This is a genomic window from Patescibacteria group bacterium (assembly GCA_034659915.1).
In the GTDB taxonomy this organism is placed as follows: Bacteria; Patescibacteriota; WWE3; order JAUXAW01; family JAYEID01; genus JAYEID01.
Genome location: JAYEID010000018.1, coordinates 16,123 through 40,858, shown reverse-complemented (window position 1 = coordinate 40,858; position 24,736 = coordinate 16,123). Strand labels below are relative to the sequence as shown.

23 protein-coding genes and 3 tRNA genes are annotated in these 24,736 nt (G+C 40.0%); 21 read left to right on the top strand and 5 right to left on the bottom strand.

What is annotated here, in order from left to right; genetic code table 11:
- The first annotated feature begins 30 nt into the window (after positions 1 to 30).
- From rodA to U9M98_03405, 3 genes are all read left to right on the top strand, one after another.
- Positions 31 to 1,119 carry a rod shape-determining protein RodA gene (rodA, locus tag U9M98_03415; GenBank protein ID MEA2020729.1) on the top strand — a complete coding sequence of 363 codons (1,089 nt, stop codon included), beginning with the start codon at positions 31 to 33 and terminating at the stop codon, positions 1,117 to 1,119.
- A 194-nt stretch (positions 1,120 to 1,313) separates the two neighbouring features.
- Positions 1,314 to 1,853, top strand: coding sequence for a 50S ribosomal protein L21 (gene rplU, locus U9M98_03410; GenBank protein MEA2020728.1), 540 nt, complete (start codon positions 1,314 to 1,316; stop codon positions 1,851 to 1,853).
- A gap of 82 nt (positions 1,854 to 1,935) precedes the next feature.
- The gene (locus U9M98_03405) at positions 1,936 to 2,196 is read left to right on the top strand and encodes a 50S ribosomal protein L27 (GenBank protein ID MEA2020727.1); all 261 of its coding nucleotides are present in this window, start codon (positions 1,936 to 1,938) and stop codon (positions 2,194 to 2,196) included.
- On the opposite strand, the gene lepB is transcribed toward U9M98_03405, so the two are convergent.
- Positions 2,174 to 2,752 (bottom strand): signal peptidase I, encoded by a 579-nt coding sequence (gene lepB / locus U9M98_03400; protein MEA2020726.1) that lies wholly within the window; start codon positions 2,750 to 2,752, stop codon positions 2,174 to 2,176. The genes U9M98_03405 and lepB overlap by 23 nt on opposite strands.
- Positions 2,753 to 2,852: 100 nt before the next feature.
- Here lepB and U9M98_03395 point away from each other — a divergent pair.
- The 4 genes from U9M98_03395 (at position 2,853) to U9M98_03380 (ending at position 6,768) form a co-directional block, all read left to right on the top strand.
- Positions 2,853 to 2,929 (top strand) — tRNA-Val (locus tag U9M98_03395).
- 191 nt (positions 2,930 to 3,120) lie between these two features.
- The gene (locus U9M98_03390) at positions 3,121 to 4,389 is read left to right on the top strand and encodes a flippase (GenBank protein MEA2020725.1); all 1,269 of its coding nucleotides are present in this window, start codon (positions 3,121 to 3,123) and stop codon (positions 4,387 to 4,389) included.
- Between the two features lie 129 nt (positions 4,390 to 4,518).
- Positions 4,519 to 5,436 carry a glycosyltransferase gene (locus U9M98_03385; GenBank protein MEA2020724.1) on the top strand — a complete coding sequence of 306 codons (918 nt, stop codon included), beginning with the start codon at positions 4,519 to 4,521 and terminating at the stop codon, positions 5,434 to 5,436.
- Positions 5,437 to 5,457: 21 nt separating this feature from the next.
- The gene (locus U9M98_03380) at positions 5,458 to 6,768 is read left to right on the top strand and encodes an O-antigen ligase family protein (GenBank protein ID MEA2020723.1); all 1,311 of its coding nucleotides are present in this window, start codon (positions 5,458 to 5,460) and stop codon (positions 6,766 to 6,768) included.
- Positions 6,769 to 7,076: 308 nt separating this feature from the next.
- Here U9M98_03380 and U9M98_03375 read toward each other — a convergent pair whose 3' ends face one another.
- Positions 7,077 to 7,838, bottom strand: a complete 762-nt coding sequence (locus tag U9M98_03375; protein ID MEA2020722.1) for an Ig-like domain-containing protein — start codon at positions 7,836 to 7,838, stop codon at positions 7,077 to 7,079.
- A gap of 145 nt (positions 7,839 to 7,983) precedes the next feature.
- Here U9M98_03375 and rlmN point away from each other — a divergent pair, with 145 nt between their 5' ends.
- The 4 genes from rlmN to U9M98_03355 all read left to right on the top strand — a co-directional run bounded on the left by rlmN (position 7,984) and on the right by U9M98_03355 (position 10,466).
- Positions 7,984 to 8,991: a 23S rRNA (adenine(2503)-C(2))-methyltransferase RlmN gene (gene rlmN, locus U9M98_03370; GenBank protein MEA2020721.1), complete on the top strand. Its 1,008-nt coding sequence runs from the start codon at positions 7,984 to 7,986 to the stop codon at positions 8,989 to 8,991.
- A 42-nt stretch (positions 8,992 to 9,033) separates the two neighbouring features.
- Positions 9,034 to 9,804, top strand: coding sequence for a PD-(D/E)XK nuclease family protein (locus U9M98_03365; GenBank protein MEA2020720.1), 771 nt, complete (start codon positions 9,034 to 9,036; stop codon positions 9,802 to 9,804).
- Between the two features lie 101 nt (positions 9,805 to 9,905).
- Positions 9,906 to 10,184: a ferritin family protein gene (locus U9M98_03360; protein ID MEA2020719.1), complete on the top strand. Its 279-nt coding sequence runs from the start codon at positions 9,906 to 9,908 to the stop codon at positions 10,182 to 10,184.
- 84 nt (positions 10,185 to 10,268) lie between these two features.
- A complete protein-coding gene (locus U9M98_03355; GenBank protein MEA2020718.1) occupies positions 10,269 to 10,466 on the top strand; it encodes a DUF6485 family protein in 198 nt (65 codons plus the stop codon).
- Positions 10,467 to 11,103: 637 nt separating this feature from the next.
- Here the strand turns inward: U9M98_03355 and U9M98_03350 are convergent.
- The 3 genes from U9M98_03350 to U9M98_03340 all read right to left on the bottom strand — a co-directional run bounded on the left by U9M98_03350 (position 11,104) and on the right by U9M98_03340 (position 12,600).
- Positions 11,104 to 11,177, bottom strand: a tRNA-Gly gene (locus U9M98_03350).
- A 150-nt stretch (positions 11,178 to 11,327) separates the two neighbouring features.
- Positions 11,328 to 11,813 (bottom strand): LysM peptidoglycan-binding domain-containing protein, encoded by a 486-nt coding sequence (locus tag U9M98_03345; GenBank protein ID MEA2020717.1) that lies wholly within the window; start codon positions 11,811 to 11,813, stop codon positions 11,328 to 11,330.
- A gap of 711 nt (positions 11,814 to 12,524) precedes the next feature.
- Positions 12,525 to 12,600, bottom strand: a tRNA-Asp gene (locus tag U9M98_03340).
- Between the two features lie 361 nt (positions 12,601 to 12,961).
- Here U9M98_03340 and U9M98_03335 point away from each other — a divergent pair.
- The 10 genes from U9M98_03335 (at position 12,962) to U9M98_03290 (ending at position 24,227) form a co-directional block, all read left to right on the top strand.
- Positions 12,962 to 13,525 (top strand): LemA family protein, encoded by a 564-nt coding sequence (locus U9M98_03335; GenBank protein MEA2020716.1) that lies wholly within the window; start codon positions 12,962 to 12,964, stop codon positions 13,523 to 13,525.
- A gap of 43 nt (positions 13,526 to 13,568) precedes the next feature.
- Positions 13,569 to 14,450 carry a M48 family metalloprotease gene (locus U9M98_03330; protein MEA2020715.1) on the top strand — a complete coding sequence of 294 codons (882 nt, stop codon included), beginning with the start codon at positions 13,569 to 13,571 and terminating at the stop codon, positions 14,448 to 14,450.
- A 54-nt stretch (positions 14,451 to 14,504) separates the two neighbouring features.
- Positions 14,505 to 15,533, top strand: a complete 1,029-nt coding sequence (locus tag U9M98_03325; GenBank protein MEA2020714.1) for a glycosyltransferase family 2 protein — start codon at positions 14,505 to 14,507, stop codon at positions 15,531 to 15,533.
- A gap of 377 nt (positions 15,534 to 15,910) precedes the next feature.
- A complete protein-coding gene (gene gatC, locus U9M98_03320) occupies positions 15,911 to 16,201 on the top strand; it encodes an Asp-tRNA(Asn)/Glu-tRNA(Gln) amidotransferase subunit GatC (GenBank protein MEA2020713.1) in 291 nt (96 codons plus the stop codon).
- 8 nt (positions 16,202 to 16,209) lie between these two features.
- Positions 16,210 to 17,628 (top strand): Asp-tRNA(Asn)/Glu-tRNA(Gln) amidotransferase subunit GatA, encoded by a 1,419-nt coding sequence (gene gatA / locus U9M98_03315; GenBank protein MEA2020712.1) that lies wholly within the window; start codon positions 16,210 to 16,212, stop codon positions 17,626 to 17,628.
- Positions 17,629 to 17,671: 43 nt separating this feature from the next.
- On the top strand, positions 17,672 to 18,070 hold the full coding sequence (locus U9M98_03310; GenBank protein ID MEA2020711.1) for a hypothetical protein: 399 nt from the start codon (positions 17,672 to 17,674) through the stop codon (positions 18,068 to 18,070).
- 118 nt (positions 18,071 to 18,188) lie between these two features.
- Positions 18,189 to 19,619: an Asp-tRNA(Asn)/Glu-tRNA(Gln) amidotransferase subunit GatB gene (locus U9M98_03305; GenBank protein ID MEA2020710.1), complete on the top strand. Its 1,431-nt coding sequence runs from the start codon at positions 18,189 to 18,191 to the stop codon at positions 19,617 to 19,619.
- A 219-nt stretch (positions 19,620 to 19,838) separates the two neighbouring features.
- Positions 19,839 to 21,635 (top strand): DNA polymerase, encoded by a 1,797-nt coding sequence (locus U9M98_03300; GenBank protein ID MEA2020709.1) that lies wholly within the window; start codon positions 19,839 to 19,841, stop codon positions 21,633 to 21,635.
- Positions 21,636 to 21,699: 64 nt separating this feature from the next.
- On the top strand, positions 21,700 to 22,053 hold the full coding sequence (locus tag U9M98_03295; protein ID MEA2020708.1) for a four helix bundle protein: 354 nt from the start codon (positions 21,700 to 21,702) through the stop codon (positions 22,051 to 22,053).
- Positions 22,054 to 22,214: 161 nt separating this feature from the next.
- Complete coding sequence (locus U9M98_03290) at positions 22,215 to 24,227, top strand: ATP-dependent Clp protease ATP-binding subunit (protein ID MEA2020707.1); 2,013 nt, start codon at positions 22,215 to 22,217, stop codon at positions 24,225 to 24,227.
- Positions 24,228 to 24,736: the final 509 nt, after the last annotated feature.

The window sequence follows — 24,736 nt, the reverse complement described above, 5'->3', positions numbered from 1 at the left end:
GTTTTAGGTGTGAGTATAATTTAGTGAATTATGTTAAGTAAAGTTATTTCTTTTCTCAAAAATATAGATATAAATATAAAAGTTGATGTCTATCTAATTCTTGCAATTCTACTCTTACTAGGTTTTGGAATGGTGGTGATCTGGAGTACTAATCCGGTGCTTGCTCAAAAGCAGTTCTATTTTGTTCTTTTTGGTTTAGTTTTGTTTTTTACCTTATCCGTTTTTGATTATCGTAATTTGGCACGTATATCGCCATATTTGTTTTTCTTGGTTGTAATTTTTTTGGTTCTAACTCCGATAGTTGGAGCGCGTGTAAGAGGAACTGGTCGTTGGCTTAGTCTAGGTCCGCTTACCTTTCAGCCATCAGAACTTGCAAAATTAGCCTTGATCCTTGTACTTTCATGGTTCTACTGTGTAAGTTCTTTAGACTCGTTACATAAGTTTCTAGTAAGTTTACTAATTGCAATTTTTACAGCAGGGCTTGTTGCTATTCAGCCTGATTTAGGCACCGCAGTTGTTCTTATTGCTCTATGGGTATTTGTTTCTTTTGTAGCTAAGATACCACTTATTTACTTTATTTATTCTGTTCTTGTGACTGTTTTAATGCTTCCTATTGCTTGGTCTATTTTGGCGCCTTATCAGCAAGAGCGAATCTATGCTTTTATAAGTCCTCGTTCTGACCCGCTTGGTTCAGGCTACAATGTGCTTCAAGCTGTAATTGCGGTTGGTTCTGGCATGTTTTTTGGGAGAGGTTTGGGTAGAGGTCCCCAATCTCAGCTTCGGTTTCTTCCGGAAAGAACAACTGATTTTGCCTTTGCCTCCTTGGCTGAGGAATGGGGTCTTTTAGGTGCTTGTGTACTTTTGGGTTTGTTTTTCTTGCTTCTGGCTAGGCTGTGGAAGATTGCAAGCAGTTCCGAGACTGGGTTTGGTGCACTAGTTACTACTGGGGTTTTTGCAGTTATTTTTACCCAGATAATTATTAATGTGGGAATGAATGTGGGTATTATGCCTGTAACTGGTTTGCCCTTACCACTTATTTCAGCTGGGGGTAGTTCTCTTATTACAACTTTAGCTTCTTTGGGATTGGCACACAGTGTTTTTATTCATACCGAAAATTGAACCCCGCCTTCCGACCCTGCTGCAGACAATACTTTGCAATTAGTATTTAGTAATTAGAGATTAGTAACTGGTAACGCGTAACTTGTAATTTGAAATCTGTTATTTAGTTATCGAGACTTCCGGAGGTTCGATTTCGCTTTCCACTGTTAATATTTCTAATACTTGAGTTTACAGGCTTTTTGGTGTAAAATCACATGGCGATGGATTATGCGGTAATTCCTTTGGCAGGGAGTCAGTTTCTTGTTTCGCCAGGGGATAAATTAAAAGTTAATCGTGTGCCTTATAAAGAAGGTGATACCTTTGAAGTTACACCCTTTCTTATTTCGAAGGGTAAAAATCTAGAAATTGGGCTTCCGGAAGTAAAGAATTTTAATGTAGCTTTGAAAGTAGTAGAACATGGGAAAGATGAAAAAATTTATGTTCGCAGGTTTCGATCAAAATCACGTTACCGCCGCAAAAAAGGTCATCGACAGCCAATTTCTGTTTTGGAAGTTTTGGAAATAACAGGAAAAGGGAAAAAAACGAAGGAGCTTAAGGCTGAAGAAAAGGAACCTATTAGAGAAGAGAAAGTAGATATAGATTCTTTGGGTCTGTCAACAAGGACAGAAAATGCGCTCAAGGATGCGGGTAAAACAGATCTTTCGAAGCTGAGTGAGATGAATAAAAAGGAACTAATGGAAATAAAAGGAATTGGTGAAAAAGGCGCAGATGAGATAATTACGAAATTAAAATAACATTGAGATACTGTTTATTGATGGTTTTAGTGGGTTGAGATTAGCAAAAATCAGCTATTAATCCGCAAAGATCTGTATTCCTATGGCTAAAAGAAAAGCTGCTGGTGCAGGCGCAAGACAAAAAACAACTCCAAGAGGAAAAAGATTGGGGTTAAAAGTAAATCACGGGCAAGCTGTCAAAGCTGGTCAGATCTTGGTACGTCAACGTGGTTCTACGTATCATCCTGGTATTAATGTAGGTATGGGTAAGGATTACACCTTGTATGCTGAAAAGCCAGGTCAGGTAGAATTTAGCAATGTTCGGAAGGGAAAGAAAAAGGTTAGTATTGTGGCTGATCAATAACTGCAAAAGTTTGCGGTGGCCAATACCTAAACCAAGCTTTGCCAACAATTTCTCCTTCTTGTACAGTACCCCAATCGCGAGAATCCGAACTTCGTGCTCTATTGTCACCCATTAAAAAGTACTCTCCTTCTGGGATTTGAAATTTTTCTCCTTCTTTGAGAAAAGTACCTCCTTCAGTTTCTGGGTTGTAAAGATAAGGTTCTTCCAAAGCAACTCCTTGCGGATGCTCGTCATTGTAAATAAACACCTTCCTGTTCTTTATTTGAATTGTTTCTCCCGGTAATCCAACTACTCTTTTAATATAGTCATATTCATGAGCTTTGGGGTACTTAAACACAATTATCTCTCCCCGTTGTGGTTTACGAAGGTAAAAAGAAACTTTTTCTGTAATTAACATTTCTTTGTCCCGGAAATTTGGAAACATTGAATTTCCATTAATTTGGTGAGGTTGGAAAAGGAATAAATAGGCGACTGCAAATAGAGCAAGTGCCATAACAAGGACCTCTATCGTATCTAGAATTAGATTTCCCAGTGATTTAAGAAAGTTTTTTAGCATGTGATTATGTTAACTCTCTTAAATTTGGGCTGCAAGCACCTTCCTGGTATGATATGATTATCGTAGATTTGTAGAAAAGATTCTTTGCGGATGAGAATAAGGTTGCGTAGCTCAGTTGGTTAGAGCGCCACACTCACATTGTGGAGGTCCCTGGTTCGAATCCAGGCGCAACCACCAGTCAATCAGCGATCAGCTTGTATCTTACAAACTTCATTTTTCAGTTTCAGCTACTAACTAACAATTAACAATTAGCAATCAATAAGCAGCAGTCAACGCCTCCCTGTTTTTGTTTTTCCTTATTTTGCTCTTCACCTCTAAGGTCTAAAATTTAACATATTTTGGTTACCCTCGTGTGCTATTATACCTTCATGTCTACTCGCCGAGTTGTTGCTAAAAACACCGCAATGCAGGTGGTTGGCAAAATTATTACTGCATTTTCAACGCTTGCGGTTACTATGTTAGTGACGCGTAGGTTTGGCCCTGAAGGTTTTGGCCAATTCATGATTATGACTACCTTCCCCGCGTTGTTTTGGATTATGGTTCAGTTTGGGTTTAATGAAATTGTTGTGCGAGAGATTAAGAAGAGAGAAGAAAAGACTCAAGTTCTTTTTTCCAATTTACTCGTCCTTCGGTTGATTCTTGCGGTTTTTTTCACAGCAGTTGCGCTTTTTACTCTTTTTGCAGTTCTTCCTTATGATGCGGACGTAAAACTTGGTGCTACCTTAAACTTGGTCACACTGTTTGTGATGAGCTTTTATTCTACGGCTCAAGTTCTCTTCCAAGCTAAACTTGCTTATAATTTACAGCTGATATCGCAAGTCATAGGCTCTTTGGGGGGCTTGGCATTTTCAATTGCAATGATTTTTTTGGGCAAGCCGGTTCTTTGGGTCGCCCTTGGTTCCTTGATTGGTTACAGTACAATGGCTTTTTCTGCTTCCCTTTTGGTTTCCCGGTTTGTTAGCTTCAAGAAGCTAGAGTGGTGCCCCGCTAGAGCTAAGAAGCTGTTTAAAATGGCTCTCCCCGTTGGTTTAGCCCTGATTTTTAATATTTTTGACTTTAAGATTGATAGTTTAATGCTTTCGGCCTTACCTTTGAAAACAACTGTTTCTAATAATTCTGCGGTTGGTTTTTACAGCTCTGCTTTCAAAATATTTGAAGTTATTTTGACTTTGCCTTTCTTTTTTATGAATTCTGTTTATCCTTTTATGGTGGAAAAGGTAAACGAGGGGGAAAAGCTTTTCCCTGTACTTGGGAAGTCAGTTAGTTTTTTGTTGGCAGTTTCTATTTTAGGAGTGGTTGTGGGAATTCCTTTAGCGCCACATCTAATTTATTTTGTTGCGGGGTCGGGTTTTGGAGCTTCGGTTAAAGTTTTAAGAACACTTCTTTATTCACTTCCTGTGTTTTTTCTCACTTCACTTCTTAGCCGTACTGTTTTGGTGTTGGAAAAGCAAAAAGTACTGCCTTGGATCTACGGCGCGGCTACGGTTCTAAATATTGTTTTAAATATGATTTATATCCCCCGCTATACTTATACGGCAGCAGCAGTGATTACTGGCGTAACGGAAGTCTTTGTTTTGGTATTGCTGGTAGTTGCTTTGAGGAAATCGCTTTTAGTGTCTTGTAGTAGCGAACTTTAGTTCGCACTTTGCGAGGCGTAGACTAAATGCAGTACTATGTAGTGTACGCGGCGCCGAATCCGCTACACTGGATAAAGTAGCCTGTTTTAACCTGCGCCAAGGAGATCGCAGGTAATTTGTAGAGAAGTAATGAAAAAACTAAGCCTTAGTATAGTAATTCCTGCCTATAATCGCGAAGGTGTTGTGGAGGAAGTTATAGATTCTCTTTTCAGTCAAAGCTTAGACAAAGAGCGCTACGAGATAATTGTTATTGATGATGCTTCTACGGACAATACATATAAAATTTTCAAAGAGCTTGAGAGTAAGTATCCAATTAGGCTTTTTCGAAACAATCGTAACAAAGGCCCCGCCGCTGCCCGTAATTTTGGGGTCAAGCAGGCCCAGGGCAGTGTAATTTTGTTTTTAGATGTGGATATCATTGCTGTGCCAAAGCTGTTAGAAAAGCACTATGATTGGCATCAAAAGCACCCTGGGAAAGAAATTGCTCTGGTGGGTAAAACTTCATGGCACGCGGACTTGGAGGTGACGCCCTTTATGCGTTGGTTGGAACGCGGTGGGCCCATGGTTGATTTTACCGGTTTGGAACATGATATGGAAACTAACTTTCTAAATTTTTATACAGGTAATGTTTCGCTGAAAAAGGCGTTCTTTCTTGAAAACGGTGGCTTCGACGAAACCTTTTCGGCGGGCGGATCACTTGCATATGAAGATACAAAACTGGGCTTAAGGCTCCAGAAAGCTGGCATGCGCCTATTTTATAGTGAAGAAGCACTTGGATACCACAAAGACTTTAAGATGTTAGAAAACGTCTGTGCGCGCCGGCATGTGTACGGAAAGGCAATTGCCAAATTTAGAGAAAAACATCCCGAAATAGAAAATTATTTCCGTGACGATTTGAAATATAAATTGACAAAGCCTCTTGTTAATAGATTAACTATGAAATTGCTGGACCCTCTGGCAAAATATCTGGAAACACGACTATATTGCCCCCCAATATTCTGGCTTGTCTGCCGTTATTATTATAACCAAGGCATGACCAATTTCTAAGCCCCGGGGGCTTAAAATTTTATGAGACTTGATAAATTGTTGATTTATAGTTTGATATTTTCGTTTTGTTTGGGGCAGTTTGGGAGGTTGTCTTTTTTTGGTGGAAATGTCAATATCTATATTTGGGATTTTTTAGCGGTTGGTTTAGTTGGGGGTTGGATGGTTTATAAATTGGGGATTGAGAAAAAAATGAAACTTCCGCCGCTGTGGCTCCCTATTTTTGTTTTTTCCTTTATTGCTTTTATATCGCTTGTTAACGGCTTCCGTTGGGTTGATGCGCGTGAAGGTATTGTTGCCGCCGGTTATTGGGTACGTTGGGTTGTTTATTCCGGTGTTTACTTTGTTGCTTCTGATTTGTTTGGAAAAGATTCAAGTATTAGGTACCAAGTAATAAACACTTTAATTGCTGCAGGCGTGGTGTTAGCTATGCTGGGATTTGTGCAGCTTGCAATTTTCCCTGATTTGTCTCAACTTGATCCAGAGTTGGGGTGGGACCCGCACAAAAATAGAATGGTATCGACCTGGCTCGACCCGAACTTTTTGGGGGCGTATTTTGTACTCTGCCTATGTTTATTGCTGTCTAGATTATTTTTCCTTTTTGACCATTCCCCAAAAGAAGCACCAAATAACAAATTTCAAATTTCAAATGTTTGGAACTTGGTTTTTGGAATTTGGGATTTTTTTACCACTTCCCTTGCTGGTTTAACTGTACTTTCCATAATACTTGTAATTGCTTTGTTACTTACGTTCTCGCGTAGTGCTTGGGGTATGTTTGCCGTAGTTTTGGGAGTTTTTGGGATTCTAAAGTCGCGCAAACTCCTATTTCTTATGGTGTTGATGTTCTTCTCGGCTTATTTTTTTATTCCCCGCGTTCAAACCCGAATTTCGGGGATTACGGACCCGGCGGATTCGGCGCATTTTCGGCTCATTTCGTGGCAGAGGACTTTCGAAATTATAAGGAAGTATCCGGTCTTGGGGGTAGGATTCAATGCCTTTCGTTACGCACAAGAGCGAGCAGGCTATTTTCGTACCGAACGGGGTGTTCCAGTAGATAGTGGCCATGCCGGTGCCGGGTCTGATTCCAGTATTCTTCTTGTTTGGGTAACAACCGGGCTTTTGGGGTTAATTTCGTATCTTTGGTTGTATGGGAGCGTTGCTTGGCAGTCACTTGAAGAGGTAACGGGTAGCAAAAGGAGAAATAGCTATTTCTCTCTTAGCTTACTAGCAAGTTTAGGAGGTTTATTTATGGAATCTAACTTTATTAATTCTTTATTCTACTCACCAGTTGTTATTTGCCTATGGTTATCAATAGCTGTAGCACTAACAGATTAGGCTTTGGCGACTTTTAAGTTGGGAAATAGGGTAGGGGACTGTGGTCTTTTTGTAGTTACGTAATTCTTGGAAAATTAGTACTAAAAATTGTTTCAAATAACAGGTAGATATTGGTTTTTTTCTCCAATTCAATCTAATTATTACCATCCCAGCCAAAATTAAAATTTAAATTAGCATGTTTCAAGGAAGTGTTTGTTTTTTCACGCGTTTTTTCTAACAAGAGTAGGGGGGCTAAAAAAATTTTACTCCTTCCCTACGAAAGTAATTTTTAGTTTAAAATTTTAAATTTAAAATTTAGAATTGACGATTTAGTCTTCTTCTGGAGCCTCGTATTTTACAGTAATTTCTTGTTTAGTTTCATTTCCTGCTTTATTTTCAGCAATTATTTCAATCTGGTTGTCCCCCTCTTCTAACTTAAGCGAGTGTTCAAAATTACCCTCCTCCCCTACTCTTACCCACTGACCATTTATTGTTATTTTGGTATCTGGTTCAGTCATGCCCTTGATTGTGATTGTTTCCTTGTCTTTTCCTTCGAACTCTTCTCCTTCTTTTGGTTGGTCAACTGTAAGTTCAGGTTCTTCCTCGTCAAAAATAATAGTGTGGGTAGCAGGTTGTCGACAAACATTTCCAGCTTCATCAATTGTTTCTACTTCAATCCTATTTTCCCCGTCAAAGAGGGTAATGCTTTCAAAAGTAAAACTTCCTTCCTTATCCACTACCACCTCACTGGTTTTTGACTCGTTAAGGTGGAGTACAACTTTGGCACCTGGTTCAGCATAACCAGAAATGTTTAAAGTGTCTTGGTCTGTAGCTTCTGGTAGGGTTAAAAGTTGTGGTGGGGCTGGTGGGATGCGGTCTTGGGTTTCTGCAGGTGCTGGACTGCCCGGCCGGATTGCACTCCAAAACACATCAATGTTTGGTGCTATACGGGTAAGGAACAGATAAAATAAAGTCAGGACAGCGCCGGTTCCAATTAAGGAAAAAAGGAGAATACGGAGATTTCTCCAGTCTTGTTTAGATAGGTAACTTGATTTGTAACTAGAACCTTTTTTGTAGGATTTCCTTGCCATATGATTTAAGGTTATTGTAGCAAAAAATTTTGGAAAAGCTAAATAGCGCAAATTTAGAAGCTGCGATGTTCTTATTAGTGGGGAAGAAAGTAGTTATTTAACTACCAAGACAGTTTTAAGTTCGTTTGTTAAGATAAATGCAGAAATGTTTGATTACTTTGCAGTAAAAGAATTTTTGAAAAGTGAACCTGATTATCGCTGGGAGCAAGTTAAAAAGGCGTTATTTCAAAACTATGTGTCAGGTTGGGATGAGGTTACTACTCTACCCCAAGAATTAAGAACAGAGTTAAGGAGGAAATTTCCTTTAGGTATAAAAGCGGATATTTTAGAATCTAAGGATAAAAGAACTGCAAAAGGGTTGTTGACTTTGGATGACAGAGAAAAAATAGAAACTGTTCTTATGCAACATGCTCCAACACGGAATACGGTGTGTGTTTCAGCTCAAATTGGGTGTCCAATTGGGTGTACTTTTTGTCAAACTGGGCAAATGGAATTTGTTCGTAACCTTACAATTTCGGAAATTTTGAACCAAGTTTTATTGTGGGGACGGTATCTAAAGCAACGTGATTCTAAATCATTGGTTACTAATCTTGTTTTTATGGGAATGGGAGAGCCATTTTTAAATTTTGACAATGTTATTAGAGCTGTTCTAATTTTTAATGATAGGGAAGGCTTTAACATTGGTGCACGGAAGATATCTATTTCTACTATCGGGATACCAGAAGGTATAAGGTCATTAGCAAAGGAGCCTCTCCAGGTTAATTTAGCTGTTTCTTTACATGCGCCTACAAATAAGATTCGAAGCAGACTAGTTTCTGCTAATAAAAAATACCCAATTCAGGTAATTATGAATGCTGTGGATTATTATATTGAAAAGACCAATCGTAAAGTTATGTTTGAGTATTTGCTTTTGGCTGGTATAAATGATTCTGAGGAGCAGGCAGAGAAGCTGAGCCAGCTTCTAAGCCGCCGGTTGTGTATGGTTAACCTTATTGCTTATAATCCCACTAGCAACAACTTCAGTGTGCCGTCAGCACGCCAGATTGAAACTTTTAAGCAAGTCTTAGAGAAAAATGGAATAACTGTAGCACTAAGAAAATCTTACGGTCAGGATATCCAAGCAGCATGTGGACAATTGGCAGTCTCTTCTTAAGTTGGTTTGGGGTAAGGGAAATGTTACAATTAGGTTGTTGTTATGAATAAGAGTAAATACCAAAAAGGGTGGCGCCCCTATGATCCCCAACGAAAAGAAACCTATGCTTTGAGTCGCTCCAAAATTGATTTGTTTTTAGAATGTCCTCGTTGTTTTTATCTTGATCGCCGCTTGTGGGTCAAACGCCCAGGTTGGCCTGCGTTTACTCTCAATTCTGCTGTTGATGCTCTTCTTAAAAATGAATTTGATCTTTTGCGTAAAAATGGGGAACAGCACGAATTAATGAAAAAGTACCAAATTGAAGCACTTCCTTATCAACATTCGCAACTTGATGAATGGCGAGATAATTTTACTGGGGCTCGGGTGGTACATCAGTCTACAAATCTAGAAATATACGGAGCTATTGATGACCTTTGGATTACACCAGAAGAGCAATTGGTGATTGTTGACTATAAATCTACTAGTACAAATAAAGAAATTGATCTTGATGATAAATACAAAAAGACGTTTAAGAAACAGGCAGAAATTTACCAATGGATATTTAGGCAAAAGGGCTTTGCTGTTTCAGATACTGCATACTTTGTTTATGCAAATGCGGGGCGGAACCGACCTAAGTTTGATGGGCGGCTTGAATTTGAAATGTCAATAATTCCTCATAAAGGTGATGATTCTTGGGTAGAAGATACAATTTTTGAAATTAAGAAATGCCTAGAAGTAGATGAGATTCCAGAACCTAATTCTGAATGTGAATATTGCCAATACCGTGAGCAAGCTGGCAAAGCTCTTTCTGATCAACCTTTGAAGCTTCTGTAAGTAGTGTATTTAAATCCTTTCCAAAAAGTGCTACCCTACTTTTGTTGGATTGAAAATCTAAAATTTTAAATTTAAAATTCTTCCAAAGGTGGTGATACAAAATGTTATCTAAAACACCAATTGATCTTTCCAAAGTTAAACAAGAAAATATTGACAAAGAAATTTTACGCTTGGGAATTATTGCTGAGTATGATGCGGTAAGCCTTTATGAACAGATGGCCGAAATGACCAATGATGAGGAAATTCGGGCTATCTTGTTGGATATTGCAGATGAGGAAAAGGAGCATATTGGAGAATTCCAAACGCTACTTCTAGCCCGTGATAAGGAATTGGGAGAGAAGATGGAAGAGGGGAAAAGAGAGGTAGAAGAACTAACCTAATTGCAAAAATCACAAATTCAAAGCACCAAGTTCCAAACAAAGGGATGTTTGGGTTTTGTAATTTGAAATTTGTAATTTATTAAGATGGGGTGTCCAAATATTCAACAAAATTTAAACCGTTGTCCTTGCACATATCACTCTTGCCCCCGCAAAGGCAAGTGTTGTGAGTGTCTTGAGTACCACCTATCTCGCAATGAACTTCCTGCTTGTGCTTTTTCTAAGCAAGCAGAGAAAACCTATGACCGCTCCTTTACTAAATTTGCCGAAGACCACGAGCTTTAAAAAAAAGATCCCCCTCCTGTGATCTACGCAGCTTTCATGTGCTTGCGCAACGAATGATCACAAAAGGGGGCGAGTCAAGTCTGCAAGTGCTTGGCCAAGCAAATTGACCTCTTTTTCTAACTTTTTAGCATTTTTTTATTTTTCCCAGCCGAGCAGCCAAGCCTGCTGTTCCGGTGCCGGTCTTTTTTTTAGTGTGAATCTCCAACCCATTATATCTGGAGACACCCTCCCCTACGCCCCGTCTTTTTCTGATTCCCTTATTGGGGAGAACCTTTTCTAGGAATCATAGCTTTGCAACTAGTGAAGAGCACAAGGATGGTCTATGTCGAATGACCACCAACTGGCCGGACCCAGCCCACTAGTTAGCATATTTCACACCTAAAGCAAAGCTTCTAGAGCCTCACGACTCTGGCTGAATTTTAACTTATAATGTTGGCTTTGTCAATGGAGAAAGATAGAAAATGATTGCTTATTGTTGATTGTTTATAGTTAATTGTTGATAGTGGGATACGGAATACAAAGAACGCGTAACAAATTACGTGTTACCAGTTTCAAGTTTCTATTTACTTATTATTAAATGCTAAATGCTTTTTACTTACTACTAGCTACTTACTACTTACTACTTACTACTGCTTTTTGGAGCGGGATACGGGAATTGAACCCGTCGCTTCACCTTGGGAAGGTGATGTATTACCACTATACTAATCCCGCACAAACCCCCGTTCCGATAAATTGGAATTAGTGCTTATCCGGGGGTTTTATGTATAAAGAGTCACTCTGAAGACCTTGGTCTGCCAAGGTCGATAGAGTCTTCCTTTTTCCGCTCTGGCGGAACGCGGGTTGCGGTAAGCCGAAAGCGAATTAAGGTAGTGTAAGTGTTTGTCCCACCTCAATTAATGCTTGTGTACCATCAGGTAGGGTTCCGATTTGATCACTGTTAGCGTCACGAATCTTAGTCCATTCAAAACCGGAGCCATAGCGAGCCTCGGCAATTTCCCACAGCGTATCGCCAGCTTGTACAGTGTATTCATCCCCCGTAATATCACCCTCTTTGTAGTCGTTAGCTACCCAGGTTTCTGCGCCAGTTTCCGCAGTTCCCTCAACTTCACCCTCGCTCACTTCACTCACGGTTTCTTCTTCCTCCTCTACTATTTCTTCTTCTCCTAATTGTTCCTCTTGCTCTTTTGTCTGGTTAACCTGTGCACCTTCGTCAAGAACTTGTTCTTCACCAATTCTGGAAAAATAGTTATAGACTAGGAAACCGGCAATAATAACAAGGATTCCCGCGCCAACCGCTGCTAACCTGCTTTTAAGCTCTTCGTTAGCGAGTACATCGTCAACTTCCATAGTAATGAGTCCCTTTCTGGGCAGTACACAACTTATAAATTCGGATAATCTCTCTCACAACTCTTTTGCGCGTCTGTCCCCAATAAGACCTCAAATTCTTCTGAGAACTTGGATGGTCGGAATTGAGTCCTGAGTAAGGTGTTGTCCTCAACACCGCATCGAAGGATCCTTTAAATATATTGTTTTCACATTGTGTGAGTGCTTGGAATCTGTTTTGCCAGCAGTCAGATCCGATAGCCACTCGAATGTTGGTACCAGTGTTCGGGGACAATTAATCCCACTCTCCTTCAATTAGTCTTTTCTTCTTTTCTCTTGACCATCCTTTTATTTGTTTTTCTCTTTTCTTGCCCTCCTTCTTCGTTTCAAAAGGCTGTTTTCCAGACGAGCTTTAGCGGTTTGTGCTTTTTTGTATGGGTTGCGCCGTGACCTTTGAGATGGCTAACAAAACGATCAAAAGGTTCGCTGCTGTAACCAGTATAATAGCTCCCGTCCGTACAAAGCAAAATGTATGTGTAGTATCTATTTCTAGACAGGCAGTTTTGGTGTTTCTTCGTCTTTGCAGCAAGTTAAGAATATGAAATTCTAAACGTTGCATTTAACTTTTGAAGGATGGCCTTTCGACAGGCTCAGGGCACTCATGAGTTCTAAACTCTTCTACATCCGCACCTGCCGGTTGGCAGATTGCGAGACGAACTCGTTAAGATCTCATGGTGGCGGGGCTGACGGGATTCGAACCCGCGACCTCTTCCTTGACAGAGAAGCGCGCTAACCGCTGCGCCACAGCCCCACAGTGTAAATCCAAAAACTTCTAGTTTTTGGCCAATTGAACTGTGCCCTGAACCGTGTTCCTGTCTGCAGGAAATCTGGTTCGGGGCTTAATGAGACCTCCCGACACGTCGGGATTGGTCGGAATTAGGCCCTGCACCTGAAAGGGTGTACCCGACATGGTATGTCCCTATGTGGTACGGGGCTCAACAATTAAATGTTAACAGTACTCTTAGCACCTCAAGACTATCAAAACTTGACCTAATAGTCAACATATGGACTCTTATTTTGGTAGGGATTTAGCTGTTGTTGCACCTAGCCAGGAGATGATAAAATAGATATACTTTGCAAATTGTACTTTTACTGAACGGAGGTGATTAAAAATGACAGCAGTGCTAATTTTGCTAGCTTTGGTTGGGTTGATAGGGGTCTTTGTTTGGGGTCTTTATAATTCTCTAGTTACTGCCAAACAAAGGGTAGATGAATCTTGGTCGCAAATTGAAGTGCAGCTAAAACGTAGAGCAGATTTAATTCCCAATTTAATTGAAACTGTTAAAGGTTATGCTAAGCACGAGCAGGAAATTTTTGACAAGTTAGCAGAAGCGAGGAGGGGGTTGCAAGAAGCAGGAAATGCTTCAGAAGCAGAACAGGCAGATCGACAACTGCGTTCGGTACTGGATCGCCTTTTTGCAATTGCTGAGGATAATCCTGAACTCAGAGCATCAGAAAACTTTCAAAAGCTACAGGAGGAACTGTCAGATACTGAGGATAAAATTGCCTATGCTCGGCAGTTCTACAATACCAATGTAATGGAATACAATATTAAGATTCAGACTTTTCCTAATGTGCTCTTAGCTCCTGCTTTGGGCTTTACAAAGGGAGACTTTTTTGAGACAGAAGAAGAGGAACGAAAGACTCCGGAAGTTGATTTTAGTTCTAAGGAATAACACTGTTAACGGTTTTGTTTCCTTATCCTGCAATTAGGCGGTTATGTCTATTTACACGGAGATTGTACAAAATAAGCGCCGAACATGGCTCTTAATGGCAATTTTTATTGCTGTAGTTACTGTTATTGGTTGGTTTTGGGGACAACAAAGCGGATCAGGCTATTTTGGGTTGTTTGGTGCTTTGGGTTTTTCTATCGCGTCAGCAGCATTCTCATATTTTGCTTCAGACAAGATTGCTTTAGCTACCTCTGGCGCTAAAAAAATAGAAAAAAATCAGGCACCGCGCTATTTTCGCATTACAGAAAATTTGTGCATTGGTGCGGGGTTGCCAATGCCAGATTTGTATGTGATTAATAGCCCAGCCTTAAATGCATTTGCTACTGGACGTGATCCTAAACATGCTGCTGTTGCTGTAACTTCAGGTCTTTTGCGGCGGCTGAGTGATCAGGAACTAGAGGGGGTAATTGCACACGAGCTTTCCCATATCAAAAATTATGATATTAGGCTAATGACTATTGTAGTGGTTTTAGTTGGCGCTGTAAGCATTCTCTCTAGTTGGTTTCGCCGCACCTTATTTTGGGGTTCTAAGAGAAGACGAGATAAGCAGGGTAGCCACAGTCTTTTAACTTTGATTGGTTTAATTTTGCTTGTTGTTGCTCCTATTGTGGGCACACTTATAAAATTAGCAATTTCTAGGAGGCGAGAATTTTTAGCAGATGCTTCTAGTGCTTATTTAACAAGATATCCAGAAGGACTTGCTAGCGCGTTAGAAGAAATTTCAAAAGATTCAAACCGTTTAGGTACTGCTTCTGAAGCAACTGCACATCTTTTTATTGCTAACCCTTTTCGTGGTACAAGCCTTGCAAAATTGTTTTCAACTCACCCTCCAGTAGAGGAACGGATAAAAAAATTAAGAAATTTGTAGTAATCTTTTTGTCTTTGTTTAATTTTTAAGCTTGTTTACTATTTTGATAGAATTATGGAACTTTCAATAATTGTTATTAATTATGAGACTCCGAAACTCCTCGGTGATCTTCTTAATTCCCTTGAAAATGTGCGCAATCAAGAAGAGCTAGATTTTGAAGTTATTTTGGTTAATGTAACGCCGGATGACGGGTCAAAAGAAATGGTGGAAGAAAATTATTCCCGGGTCAATCAAATTATTGATACCCGTAACCTTGGATTTTCCGGTAATAATAATATCGGTTTAAAAGAAGCATCCGGTCGTTATGTTCTTTTTCTCAACTCTGACACTACAGTTCCGGAAGGAACACTCCCCGAAATGCTTAATTTTATGGAGACAAATCAAGATGTAGGTGCTGCAACTTGTTATGTTGAGCTTTTAACAGGGGGTATGGATCCTGATTGCCACCGCGGATTTCCTACTCCTTGGGCTTCATTAACTTATTTTTTGGGATTGGAGAAACTTTTTCCGCAATCAAAGTTGTTTGGTCAATATCATCAGTTTTACAAAGATCTAACTAAAACTCATGAAATAGATGCCTGTGCTGGAGCCTTCCTCCTCATGCCCCGCGCAGTAGGCGAGGAGATTGATTTGAGAAAAATCGCCGCAGGAGAAACCTCTGGGGTTAGATCCGCAGAAACCCCAGAGGTTGGGGAATGCGGCGACCCCGCTGCGTTTGGAACTTCGAATTTTGAATTTGGTGCTTCTAGTCGTGGGGCACGACCAGTCTGGTGGAATGAGGATTTTTTCTTTTACGGAGAAGATCTGGATCTTTGTTGGAGAATAAAAGAGGCTGGTTATAAGGTTGTATTTTATCCTCATGTGAAAATTATCCATTACAAAGGGGCTTCTAGCGGTCTTCGTGAGGAGTCAAAAAATGTAACAACAGCTTCTGAAGAAACTAGAAAGCGCTTGCTGCCAGAAACTACTCGAGCAATGCGGCTTTTTTACAAAAAACACTATAAGGATAAATACCCATGGGTAGTTTCCAAGCTTGTTTACTTAGGTGTGGGTATTCTTGAAAAAATTCGAACAAAAAGGTAGTTGGAACCCTACTAGCTAGGTTGTAAATTATTAGGGCTCCGTTAAGTGGTTATGGCGTTATTTTTGCTAAATCTTCTTTTTGCAGTTTGCTGCTGATCTCTTCCCATTCTAGTGGCAAACAGAATATCTTAGTAAATACTCTCTTTAAGCTAGTCCTTCTAAGAGAGCCGCGTTTTTTCCAAAGAATAACGTTTTGGTAGAGATGTTGTAGTCTATACCTCTCCGAAGTTGCTCAATAAGTAAAGGCGCTTCTCTTTTGTGTGCGTGCGAAAAAGTGTTAAGGTGCAATTTTTTAGTGTCAACTGCCCCATGCTGGTAGCAATATTTTTTTGAACTGCTCGAAAAGTTACAGTAAGTATTTTATACTTTTCCTAACTATGCCTATTTCCAAACAAAAGGTGAAACATATTGCTGAGTTATCTAAATTACAGTTGAGTAAGGAGGAAGTTGAGAAGTTTAAGGAGGAGCTTTCAGCAATTTTGGATTATATTGGTAAATTGGATAGTGTTGATACTGGTGATATTGAACCACTAAGTCATCCCAGCGGTATTACAAGTACAGGTCGTGAAGATGTTGTTGATCAAGACCGGGAGCTTGCTCAAGAAGATGTTTTAAAAAATGCTCCCAAGAAAGATGACGATTACATTGAAGTTAAACCCGTTTTGTAGATAAAAATATGGATTTAAAAGAACTAACAATTCCTCAAGCTCAAGAAGGATTAAGAAAGAAAGACTTTTCTGCTCGAGAGTTAACAGAATCTTGCTTAAAAAGAATTGAAGATTTAGATTCAGAGATAAACGCATTTATAACTGTGACAGCAGAAAATGCCTTAAACCAAGCTGACAAGGTGGATAAGGAAATTGCTGCTGGAAAAGATCTTCCATCTCTTGCTGGTATTCCGATTGCTCTAAAAGATAATATTTGCGTTAAGAAGGGCAAAACCACAGCAGGCTCCAATATACTGAAAAATTTTATTTCTCCTTACAATGCCACTGTTGTTAGCAAATTGCAAAAGAATAGTGCTGTGATTTTAGGAAAAACTAATTTAGATGAATTTGCAATGGGCAGCTCCACTGAGCATTCTGCTTTTGGACCAACAAAAAATCCAAGGGATATGCAGCGTGTTCCTGGTGGTTCTTCTGGAGGATCAGCTGCGGCAGTTGCTTCTGGAATGTGTTTAGCTGCTCTGGGATCTGATACAGGTGGTTCTATTCGCCAACCCGCTTCTTTTTGTGGGGTTGTGGGCTATAAACCTACTTATGGTGGGGTTTCCCGCTATGGATTAATTGCACTTACTTCTAGTTTGGATCAAATTGGTCCCTTGGCTAAAACAGTAGAAGATGCGCGGATAGTATTTGAAGCTATTGCTGGGAAGGATGCATGTGATGCTACTACTATTGAGGTAACTAATGAGAATTATGAGCAGAAGAATCTTGATAGGGTTGTGATTGGGGTTCCGCAGGAGTATTTTGGGAAAGGTATAGATGAACAGGTAGCAGCTGTTGTTCGGAAGGCTATAAGTATGTTGGAAAAAAGTGGATTGACTGTTGAACAAATAAGCTTACCTCACACAGAATACGCTCTTGCCACTTATTATCTAATTAACCCTGCAGAAGCATCTTCCAACCTGGCACGTTATGATGGGGTTCGTTATGGTATACGTGAACAAGGAAAAACAATGCTTGAAGAATATAGAAAGACTCGTAGTGCTGGTTTTGGAGATGAGGTTAAGAGGAGAATAATGCTTGGGACCTACGCACTCTCTGCTGGTTACTACGATGCCTATTATCTTAAAGCAGCTAAAGTCAGAGCTCTAATAAAGCAGGATTTTGACCAGGCTTTTGAACAAGTAGATTTTATTGCTTGCCCAACCACACCAACGGTCGCTTTTAAACTAGGTGAAAAACAGGATCCCTTGGCTATGTATGCTGCAGATACTTTTACAATTCCAACTAACTTAGCTGGGATCTGTGGAATTAGTTTGCCGTGTGGAGAAGCTAACGGATTACCAACAGGGCTACAGCTGCTGGGACCAACGGGATCCGATTTTGGCTTGTTAGCTGTTACTAACAAGATTGAATCGCTTTTGCCATAAAATAAACGCTATCAAAGGTATTACCTTTGATAGCCCTGTTCCTATGGGGATTTTAGATATATTTAAAATTAAAGATGTGTGTAAAGATAGGAGGCGTATTACGGGTGCTGATCGGGAATTTATAAAAGCTCAGTGGGCGGAAGTTGAACAGTTAGTGGATCTAGACAAACCCAGCGCTCGAAACCAGGCACTAATTCGCGCGGATAAAATTCTTGATTTGGCTTTAAAAAGAATAACAAGCGGAAATACTCTTGGAGAGCGCTTGAAGAATGCACAAGATTCATTTTCAGATTGGGAAATATATGACGGTTTGTGGAAAGCCCACAAAATTCGCAACAAAATGGTTCACGAGGCAGGGTTTGAACCCCCGCACTATATGGTCAAAGACGCATTGGAAAAGATAAGAAGGGCGTTGGAAGATTTGGGGGTAGCTATAGAATAGCTGCAAATCACAAATTCAAAATTCCAAGTTCCAGACGTTTGTAATTTGTAGTTTTGTATTTGTAATTTTTTGGAACTTGGTGCTTGTTATTTGGTGCTTTACTACTTTTTAAAATATTATGAGTGAGCTTAAACCTATTATTGGACTCGAAATCCATCTACAACTTAACACCAAATCCAAAGTTTTTTGTGATTGTAGTGCTGATATCTGGGAAGCTAAACCAAATACACATACATGTCCTGTGTGTCTTGGTCTTCCCGGAGCATTACCTGTTTTAAATAGGAGTGCACTTTTATCGGCAGTAAAAATGGCACAGGCTCTAAACTGCACCATAAATAAGAGGACTTACTTTGAAAGGAAAAATTATTTTTACCCCGACCTGCCCAAGGGGTACCAGATTTCACAAAAGCGCGCGCCTTTGGGAGAAAGGGGGTGGGTAGAAATACCATCAGGTAAGAGAATTCATATTTGGGAGATTCATTTGGAGGAGGATACAGCTAAATCTATACATGAAGAGGGTACGACTCTTTTGGATTTTAATAAATCTGGGTTACCGCTTTTAGAAATAGTTTCAGCACCAGAGATAGATTCTGTGGAGACTCTTAATCAATTTGCTAAAGAAATTCGGGAGATTGCCATAGCTTTGGGAATTTCAAATTGTGACATGGAAAAAGGGGAGATGCGCTTTGAAGCAAATGTGTCGATCCGTGATCCGCAGGAATTAAAAGAGCTCGGCAAGGAAAAGAACCAGGTTCCGGGATCGGTCTTAGAACCTGGTTCTGGGGAATTGCCGAGCTTCGCGGGGAAGCAGATTATTTCCGAAGACAGAGAGCGGACGGCGGAACGCGGTGTGCTGATTTCTCCCTACCGAGTGGAAATTAAAAATTTAAATTCTTTCAAATATTTACGCGATGCTGTAGCTTACGAAATTGAAAGGCAAACCAAACTTATTGAAAATAGCAAAGAACCAGAACAAGAAACACGTGGTTGGGATTCAACAAGAGGAAAAACATTTGTGCAAAGAACTAAGGAGGAAGCACACGATTACCGGTATTTTCCAGAGCCTGACCTGCCGCCAATCGGAAAGGATGTTGTTATTCAAACAGAAGCAATAAAGCTGGAAGTAGACTTAAAAAAGCTTCCGGCAGCAAAAAGGAAGAGATACAGAGAAATGGGACTCAAACCCTCCCAAGCAGAATTATTGGCAAGAGATGAAAAACGGGAAGAGTATTTTCTTGAATTAAAAGAGTACATAGACGTGAAGGATGCAGCAAAATTGGTAATAAACGAACCAGAGGTTATGGAAGAAGATCCTGAGAAAGTTGCAAGAAATTTGGAGAAAAAGGAAGAAGAGACTATCTCTAGCAAAGAAAAACTGGAAAAGATAGCAAAAGAGGTCATTGAGGGAAACCCCCAGCCTGTGCAGGATTATCAAGAGGAAAATAAGAACGCACTTCAATTTTTGATTGGTAAAGTTATGCAGAAAACGCAAGGGAAAGCTGATCCAAAAGCTGCTGCTAGGATTTTAGATAAATTGTTAGGCTCTTAGCTATAGAAAAGGATATCTCTAAATTGGTGTAAGCTGTGGAAGAGATGCTTCACCACAATTTTTCTTTCTGCTAGAATAGGATAGAGATTGCAAACCAAACCACTGCCCCAAATCTTACCTTATGGTAATTGTTTTGGGATTTTTTCATTGCTTTTTACTTTTTTAACTTGGTTCAAATGCTGAAAGGCGTGTGCACACAGCTGGTAACTAATAATAACTATGCCCAATTACAAAAACCCCAAATATGAACAAATAGAAAGCGAAGAGCGGTTGAGAGAGGTTGCCAACAAGCTTGCAAAACAAGATACGGTTGCAGTTGATACAGAAGCAGATAAACTGGATCCATATTTTGCCAACCTCATTTTTATTCAAATTGGAACTCCGGAAAAAGCATATATATTTAACGCATTTGAATTAGATGATTTTTCGCCTTTAAAAAAGGTTTTGGAAAGAAAAAAACCATTAAAAATCCTCCAGAATGCAAAGTTTGATTATAAATTACTAAAAGTTCAGGCTGGCTTGGAGTTGGAAAATATATATGACACTTTTCTTGCAGAAAGACTTATAACTTGTGGATTACAGCGCGGGCAAAGTAATTTAGGTGCTTTGGCAAAAAAATATTTAGACCTAGAATTAGACAAAGAATATGATCACTATAACTGGGACAGAACAGTAAGGACAGGGAATTTGAAGAAAAAGCATTTTGAGTACGCAGCTTTAGATGTTCTTACCCTTTTTCCTATTTTTAGGAAACAGTTTCAACAGCTTAAAAAGCAAGATTTAATGGAGGTAGCTAAACTAGAGTTTGCTTGCGTGGCTCCGGTTGCAGAAATGGAAGTAAAAGGAACACCAATTGATCAGAAGAGATGGAAAAAGAATATTCGAGAAATAAAAGAGAAGCGAGATGAAATTCACGATAAAATTCAAGCTGAGCTCCGTCCGCTTTACAAAACAACTCAGAGAGATTTGTTTGGGAATCATGTGGATGTGGTTAATTTGAACAGCCCTTCCCAGCTCATAGAAGCTTTCGCAAAAGTAGGAATTGATATTCCATCTACTGGCGAGCAAGTGCTAAAGAAAATCGATCATGCCTTAGCTCGAATGCTTTTGGAGTATAGAGGATATGAGAAGTTGATAACTGCTTTTGGAGAAAATTTATTAGATCATGTAAACCCAAAGACAGGTAGATTGCACCCAGATTACATGCAAATAGGAGCAGATACAGGAAGGTTTGCATGTTCTAATCCTAATCTTCAGCAAATCCCAACCGATTCAGAGTTTCGTAGTTGCTTTCGGGTTGGTGAGGGTAGAAAGTTAGTTACTGCTGACTACTCGCAGGCAGAGCTTCGTATTTTAGCAGAACTTAGCAAAGACCCTGCTCTAGTTTCTGCTTATAAGGAGGGTAAGGATCTCCACACTTACACTGCTAGTTTAATGTTTGGCATTCCCGAGGATAAGGTTTGCCACGATATAGAGAGATTTCAGGCAAAGTCTATTAATTTTGGTCTCATGTATGGGCGTGGTGTTCGTTCACTAGCTACTCAGTTGGAAGTTTCAGTCGAAGAGGGTGAGGAACTTTTGCAGAAGTATTTTAAGCAATACAAGAAAGTTGAAAAGTGGTTGGAAAAAGTAGCAAAGCAAGCTATTGAAAAAGGTTATTCAGAAACTGTAATTGGAAGGAAGAGATATCACAAGAAACCGGATCCCGACGATCCTAACTATGAACGAGCTATTTCAGCAATTAAGCGCAAGGGAAAGAACACCCCAATTCAAGGAACGAGTGCAGATATGATAAAATATGCAATAGTGTTTGTGTACCGAAGGTTGCAAGAAGAAGGTTTGAACGCCTTTTTGGTACATACAGTGCACGACGAAGTTGTAGTAGAAACTACTGAAGAAGATGCAGAAAGGGTAAAAGCAGTGGTGAAGGAAGAAATGGAAAGAGCAGGGGAATTAATGATAAAAGAAGTTCCCATGAAGGCAGACGCAATGGTTTCGGATATATGGGAGCATTAAGCGCCGAAGGCGCTTTTCCGCGTACCGCAACCCGCGTACGGCCCTCCGCTTCGGAAATGAAAAGATGAAGGAAACTTTAAAGGACAAGTTAATAAGGCTTTCAGAAGATTTAGCTGTTGATGTCTATAAATTAGTTGCTACATACCCAAAATTTGAGAGATATGGTTTAGTAAGCCAGCTCCAACGAGGTGTCGTTTCAGTAGGTGCAAATATTGTCGAAGGTGTTGCACGAAAAAGTGAAAAAGAGATGAGGCGTTTTTTAAATATTGCGTATGCCTCCTTGTCCGAAGTTAAATTTATGTTGCGATTTTCAAAAAGGGTTAACTACTGCAGCGAAGAAAATTTTAACAGTGTTTATGAAAAGGCTGATCGAATAAGTGCGCTTTTGTGGTCATTTATGCGAAATCTTGACGAATAATATCTTTCTTTCTTAAGCGGTGTGCGGAAAGCGGTGCGCGGTAAGCCGAAGGGCCTTTAACTTTAAAAACGACTAAATATATTTATTAACTGAAAACTAGTAAATCTATGGTACAGTGCCAAATCTGTGGTAAAAGGCCAGCTAAAATTCAAACTCAAAAAATGGTTGACGGACGACCGGTGTTTGTCAATGTTTGTGAGCAATGTTTTGCAAAGCTCCAATCTGGAGCTCAGGAGACCTCTGCTTTAGACAAGTTTGGCCGCGACCTTACTAAAGAAGCTGAGGAAGGAAGGCTAGATCCTGTAATTGGTCGTGATAAAGAAATTGAACGAGTAATTCATATTTTGTCCCGACGGACAAAGAACAATCCTGTTCTTATTGGTGATCCTGGGGTGGGGAAAACTGCTATTGTTGAAGGATTGGCTCAACGAATTGCTAACGGAAAGGTGCCGGAAACACTAGAAGGTAAAAGAATAGTTGCCCTAGATATATCCCTGATGTTGGCTGGTGCTAGTGTGCGGGGACAGTTTGAGCAGCGGCTTAAGCAAGCTATTGAAGAGGTACAAAAAGCTGAGGGGCAAATAATACTGTTTATTGATGAGTTGCATACAATTGTGGGAGCAGGTGCTGCCCGAGGTGCAATTGATGCTGCCAATATATTAAAGCCTCCTTTGGCTCGGGGAGAATTGCGTGCTATTGGTGCTACCACCTTGGATGAATACAGAGAGCATATTGAAAAAGACGGTGCACTAGAAAGAAGGTTCCAACCTGTTTTCGTTCGTGAATCTACTACTGAAGAAACTATAAAAATACTAAGAGGATTGAAAGATCATTACTCAGAGCATCACCAAGTTGAGATTACACCTGAGGCATTAGCTGCTTGTGCAAAATTATCGGATCGCTATATTTCGGACCGTTTCTTACCAGACAAAGCTGTTGATCTTTTGGATGAAGCATGTGCGAAGGTTCGATTGGAAGCAATTGAAGAACCAGAAAATCTTAAGCAGGTTGAAAGTGAGATTCAGGAAATAAGGGAACAGTTAGTTGATGCCAAAGGTGAGGAAAAGGAAAAACTGGAGAAAAAATTAAATGAGTTGAAAGGTGTGCGCGAAGAATTGGTGGAAATTTGGCGGCAAACCAAAATGGAAGAACACCCAACAGTAGATGAGGAAGATGTAGCGGAAATTGTTTCTAATATGACAGGAATTCCTCTTGAAGATCTTTCAGAAGAGGAGCAAGAGAAGTTGGCTAATTTGGAAGAAAGAATCCACGAACGGGTTGTAGATCAAGAAGATGCGGTAAAGTCGGTTAGCGAGGCAATCAGGCGCTCTAGAGCAGGTCTAAAGAACCCGAGCCGACCTATTGGAACCTTTCTTTTCCTAGGACCAACCGGGGTTGGAAAAACAGAGCTGACCAAAGCATTAGCAGATGTTCTTTACGGCAATGAGGATCTAATGGTTCGGTTAGACATGAGCGAGTATCAAGAAAGGCACAATGTTTCTCGGATGGTAGGAGCACCGCCCGGTTATGTAGGGTATGAGGAAGGTGGTCAATTGACAGAAGTTGTTCGCCGTAAGCCTTTTTCAGTTATTCTCTTGGACGAGGTAGAAAAAGCACACTCAAGTGTGTTTAATATTCTGCTCCAAATATTTGAGGATGGGCGTTTGACCAGCGGGCAAGGGAAGACTGTTGATTTTAAGAATACGATTATTATTATGACTTCTAACGTGGGTAGTGAATTGTTTTACCAAGATATGAAAGAGGGTATTTCTTTTGTGGAGGATGCTGAAGATGGGATGGAAAGGAAGGAAATTGAGGAAGAAATTAGCAACCGGCTTCGTCAGACATTTCGACCCGAGTTTTTGAACCGAATTGATGAAACTATTATTTTTAATCCTCTTAGTAAGGAAGATTTACGAAAAATTGTTGAGCTGGAAGTAAGTAAAGTTGAGGAGCGCTTACGAGAACAAGAAGTAGAGCTAGAAATTACTGACACAGCTAAAGATTATCTTGCCGAAAAAGGGTTTGATCCTGAATTTGGTGCGCGCCCCTTACGGCGCCTTATTCAAAAGGAAATAGAGAATCCTATTTCGGAGAAAATTATTCGCAAAGAAGTTGAGGAAGGGGATACAGTTAAAGTAGGCAAAAGAGGCAATTCCCTCCATATCACCTAACAGCTCTGCCGGCCGGCGGACAGTGTTCAGCCGGAACCTTTTCGATCTCGACTTGGTCAGGAGAAAAATCAAAATAGGTTATCCGCTTTCCGTACCTGCACTCCGTTTTCCGCATATAGAGGAGTCATTCTGGAGGAACGATTCATATCGTGACGATAGAATCTTCCTTTTTCCTTTTCCGATTTAGGAATTTTATTTCTAACGTCCGCGTAAATCCTACCAATAGAATTTATACCATCCTTCTTATCTGCGTAAATTAGCGTAGAGTTCCGACCATGTATTTTTTTCCCTTTTCGAAGTCTTTTGAGAAATCAAAATAGAGGTCACTCTGAAGTAGTGCCGACTTGTCGAAACGACGATAGAGTCTACGTAAAACATCTGCACAAATACTACAATTGCATTTATACTCTCTTTCTTATTTGTGTAAATTAGCGTAAGGTTCCGACCATTTATTATTGGCGTTTATTCGCGTATTCAGAAGTCCGCCCCTTGAACCTCTCTCCCGAATC

Bases quoted from the DNA above. Each gene is read 5' to 3' on its own strand.
- U9M98_03380 (MEA2020723.1), top strand. From the start codon at position 5,458: ATGAGACTTGATAAATTGTTGATTTATAGTTTGATATTTTCGTTTTGT.
- U9M98_03290 (MEA2020707.1), top strand. From the start codon at position 22,215: ATGGTTGACGGACGACCGGTGTTTGTCAATGTTTGTGAGCAATGTTTT.
- U9M98_03390 (MEA2020725.1), top strand. From the start codon at position 3,121: ATGTCTACTCGCCGAGTTGTTGCTAAAAACACCGCAATGCAGGTGGTT.
- U9M98_03365 (MEA2020720.1), top strand. From the start codon at position 9,034: ATGAATAAGAGTAAATACCAAAAAGGGTGGCGCCCCTATGATCCCCAA.
- gatA (MEA2020712.1), top strand. From the start codon at position 16,210: ATGGATTTAAAAGAACTAACAATTCCTCAAGCTCAAGAAGGATTAAGA.
- rlmN (MEA2020721.1), top strand. From the start codon at position 7,984: ATGTTTGATTACTTTGCAGTAAAAGAATTTTTGAAAAGTGAACCTGAT.
- U9M98_03385 (MEA2020724.1), top strand. From the start codon at position 4,519: ATGAAAAAACTAAGCCTTAGTATAGTAATTCCTGCCTATAATCGCGAA.
- U9M98_03345 (MEA2020717.1), bottom strand. From the start codon at position 11,813: ATGGAAGTTGACGATGTACTCGCTAACGAAGAGCTTAAAAGCAGGTTA.
- U9M98_03405 (MEA2020727.1), top strand. From the start codon at position 1,936: ATGGCTAAAAGAAAAGCTGCTGGTGCAGGCGCAAGACAAAAAACAACT.
- U9M98_03305 (MEA2020710.1), top strand. From the start codon at position 18,189: ATGAGTGAGCTTAAACCTATTATTGGACTCGAAATCCATCTACAACTT.
- U9M98_03330 (MEA2020715.1), top strand. From the start codon at position 13,569: ATGTCTATTTACACGGAGATTGTACAAAATAAGCGCCGAACATGGCTC.
- U9M98_03360 (MEA2020719.1), top strand. From the start codon at position 9,906: ATGTTATCTAAAACACCAATTGATCTTTCCAAAGTTAAACAAGAAAAT.
- U9M98_03310 (MEA2020711.1), top strand. From the start codon at position 17,672: ATGGGGATTTTAGATATATTTAAAATTAAAGATGTGTGTAAAGATAGG.
- U9M98_03325 (MEA2020714.1), top strand. From the start codon at position 14,505: ATGGAACTTTCAATAATTGTTATTAATTATGAGACTCCGAAACTCCTC.
- gatC (MEA2020713.1), top strand. From the start codon at position 15,911: ATGCCTATTTCCAAACAAAAGGTGAAACATATTGCTGAGTTATCTAAA.
- U9M98_03300 (MEA2020709.1), top strand. From the start codon at position 19,839: ATGCCCAATTACAAAAACCCCAAATATGAACAAATAGAAAGCGAAGAG.
- rodA (MEA2020729.1), top strand. From the start codon at position 31: ATGTTAAGTAAAGTTATTTCTTTTCTCAAAAATATAGATATAAATATA.
- U9M98_03295 (MEA2020708.1), top strand. From the start codon at position 21,700: ATGAAGGAAACTTTAAAGGACAAGTTAATAAGGCTTTCAGAAGATTTA.
- lepB (MEA2020726.1), bottom strand. From the start codon at position 2,752: ATGCTAAAAAACTTTCTTAAATCACTGGGAAATCTAATTCTAGATACG.
- rplU (MEA2020728.1), top strand. From the start codon at position 1,314: ATGGCGATGGATTATGCGGTAATTCCTTTGGCAGGGAGTCAGTTTCTT.
- U9M98_03335 (MEA2020716.1), top strand. From the start codon at position 12,962: ATGACAGCAGTGCTAATTTTGCTAGCTTTGGTTGGGTTGATAGGGGTC.
- U9M98_03355 (MEA2020718.1), top strand. From the start codon at position 10,269: ATGGGGTGTCCAAATATTCAACAAAATTTAAACCGTTGTCCTTGCACA.
- U9M98_03375 (MEA2020722.1), bottom strand. From the start codon at position 7,838: ATGGCAAGGAAATCCTACAAAAAAGGTTCTAGTTACAAATCAAGTTAC.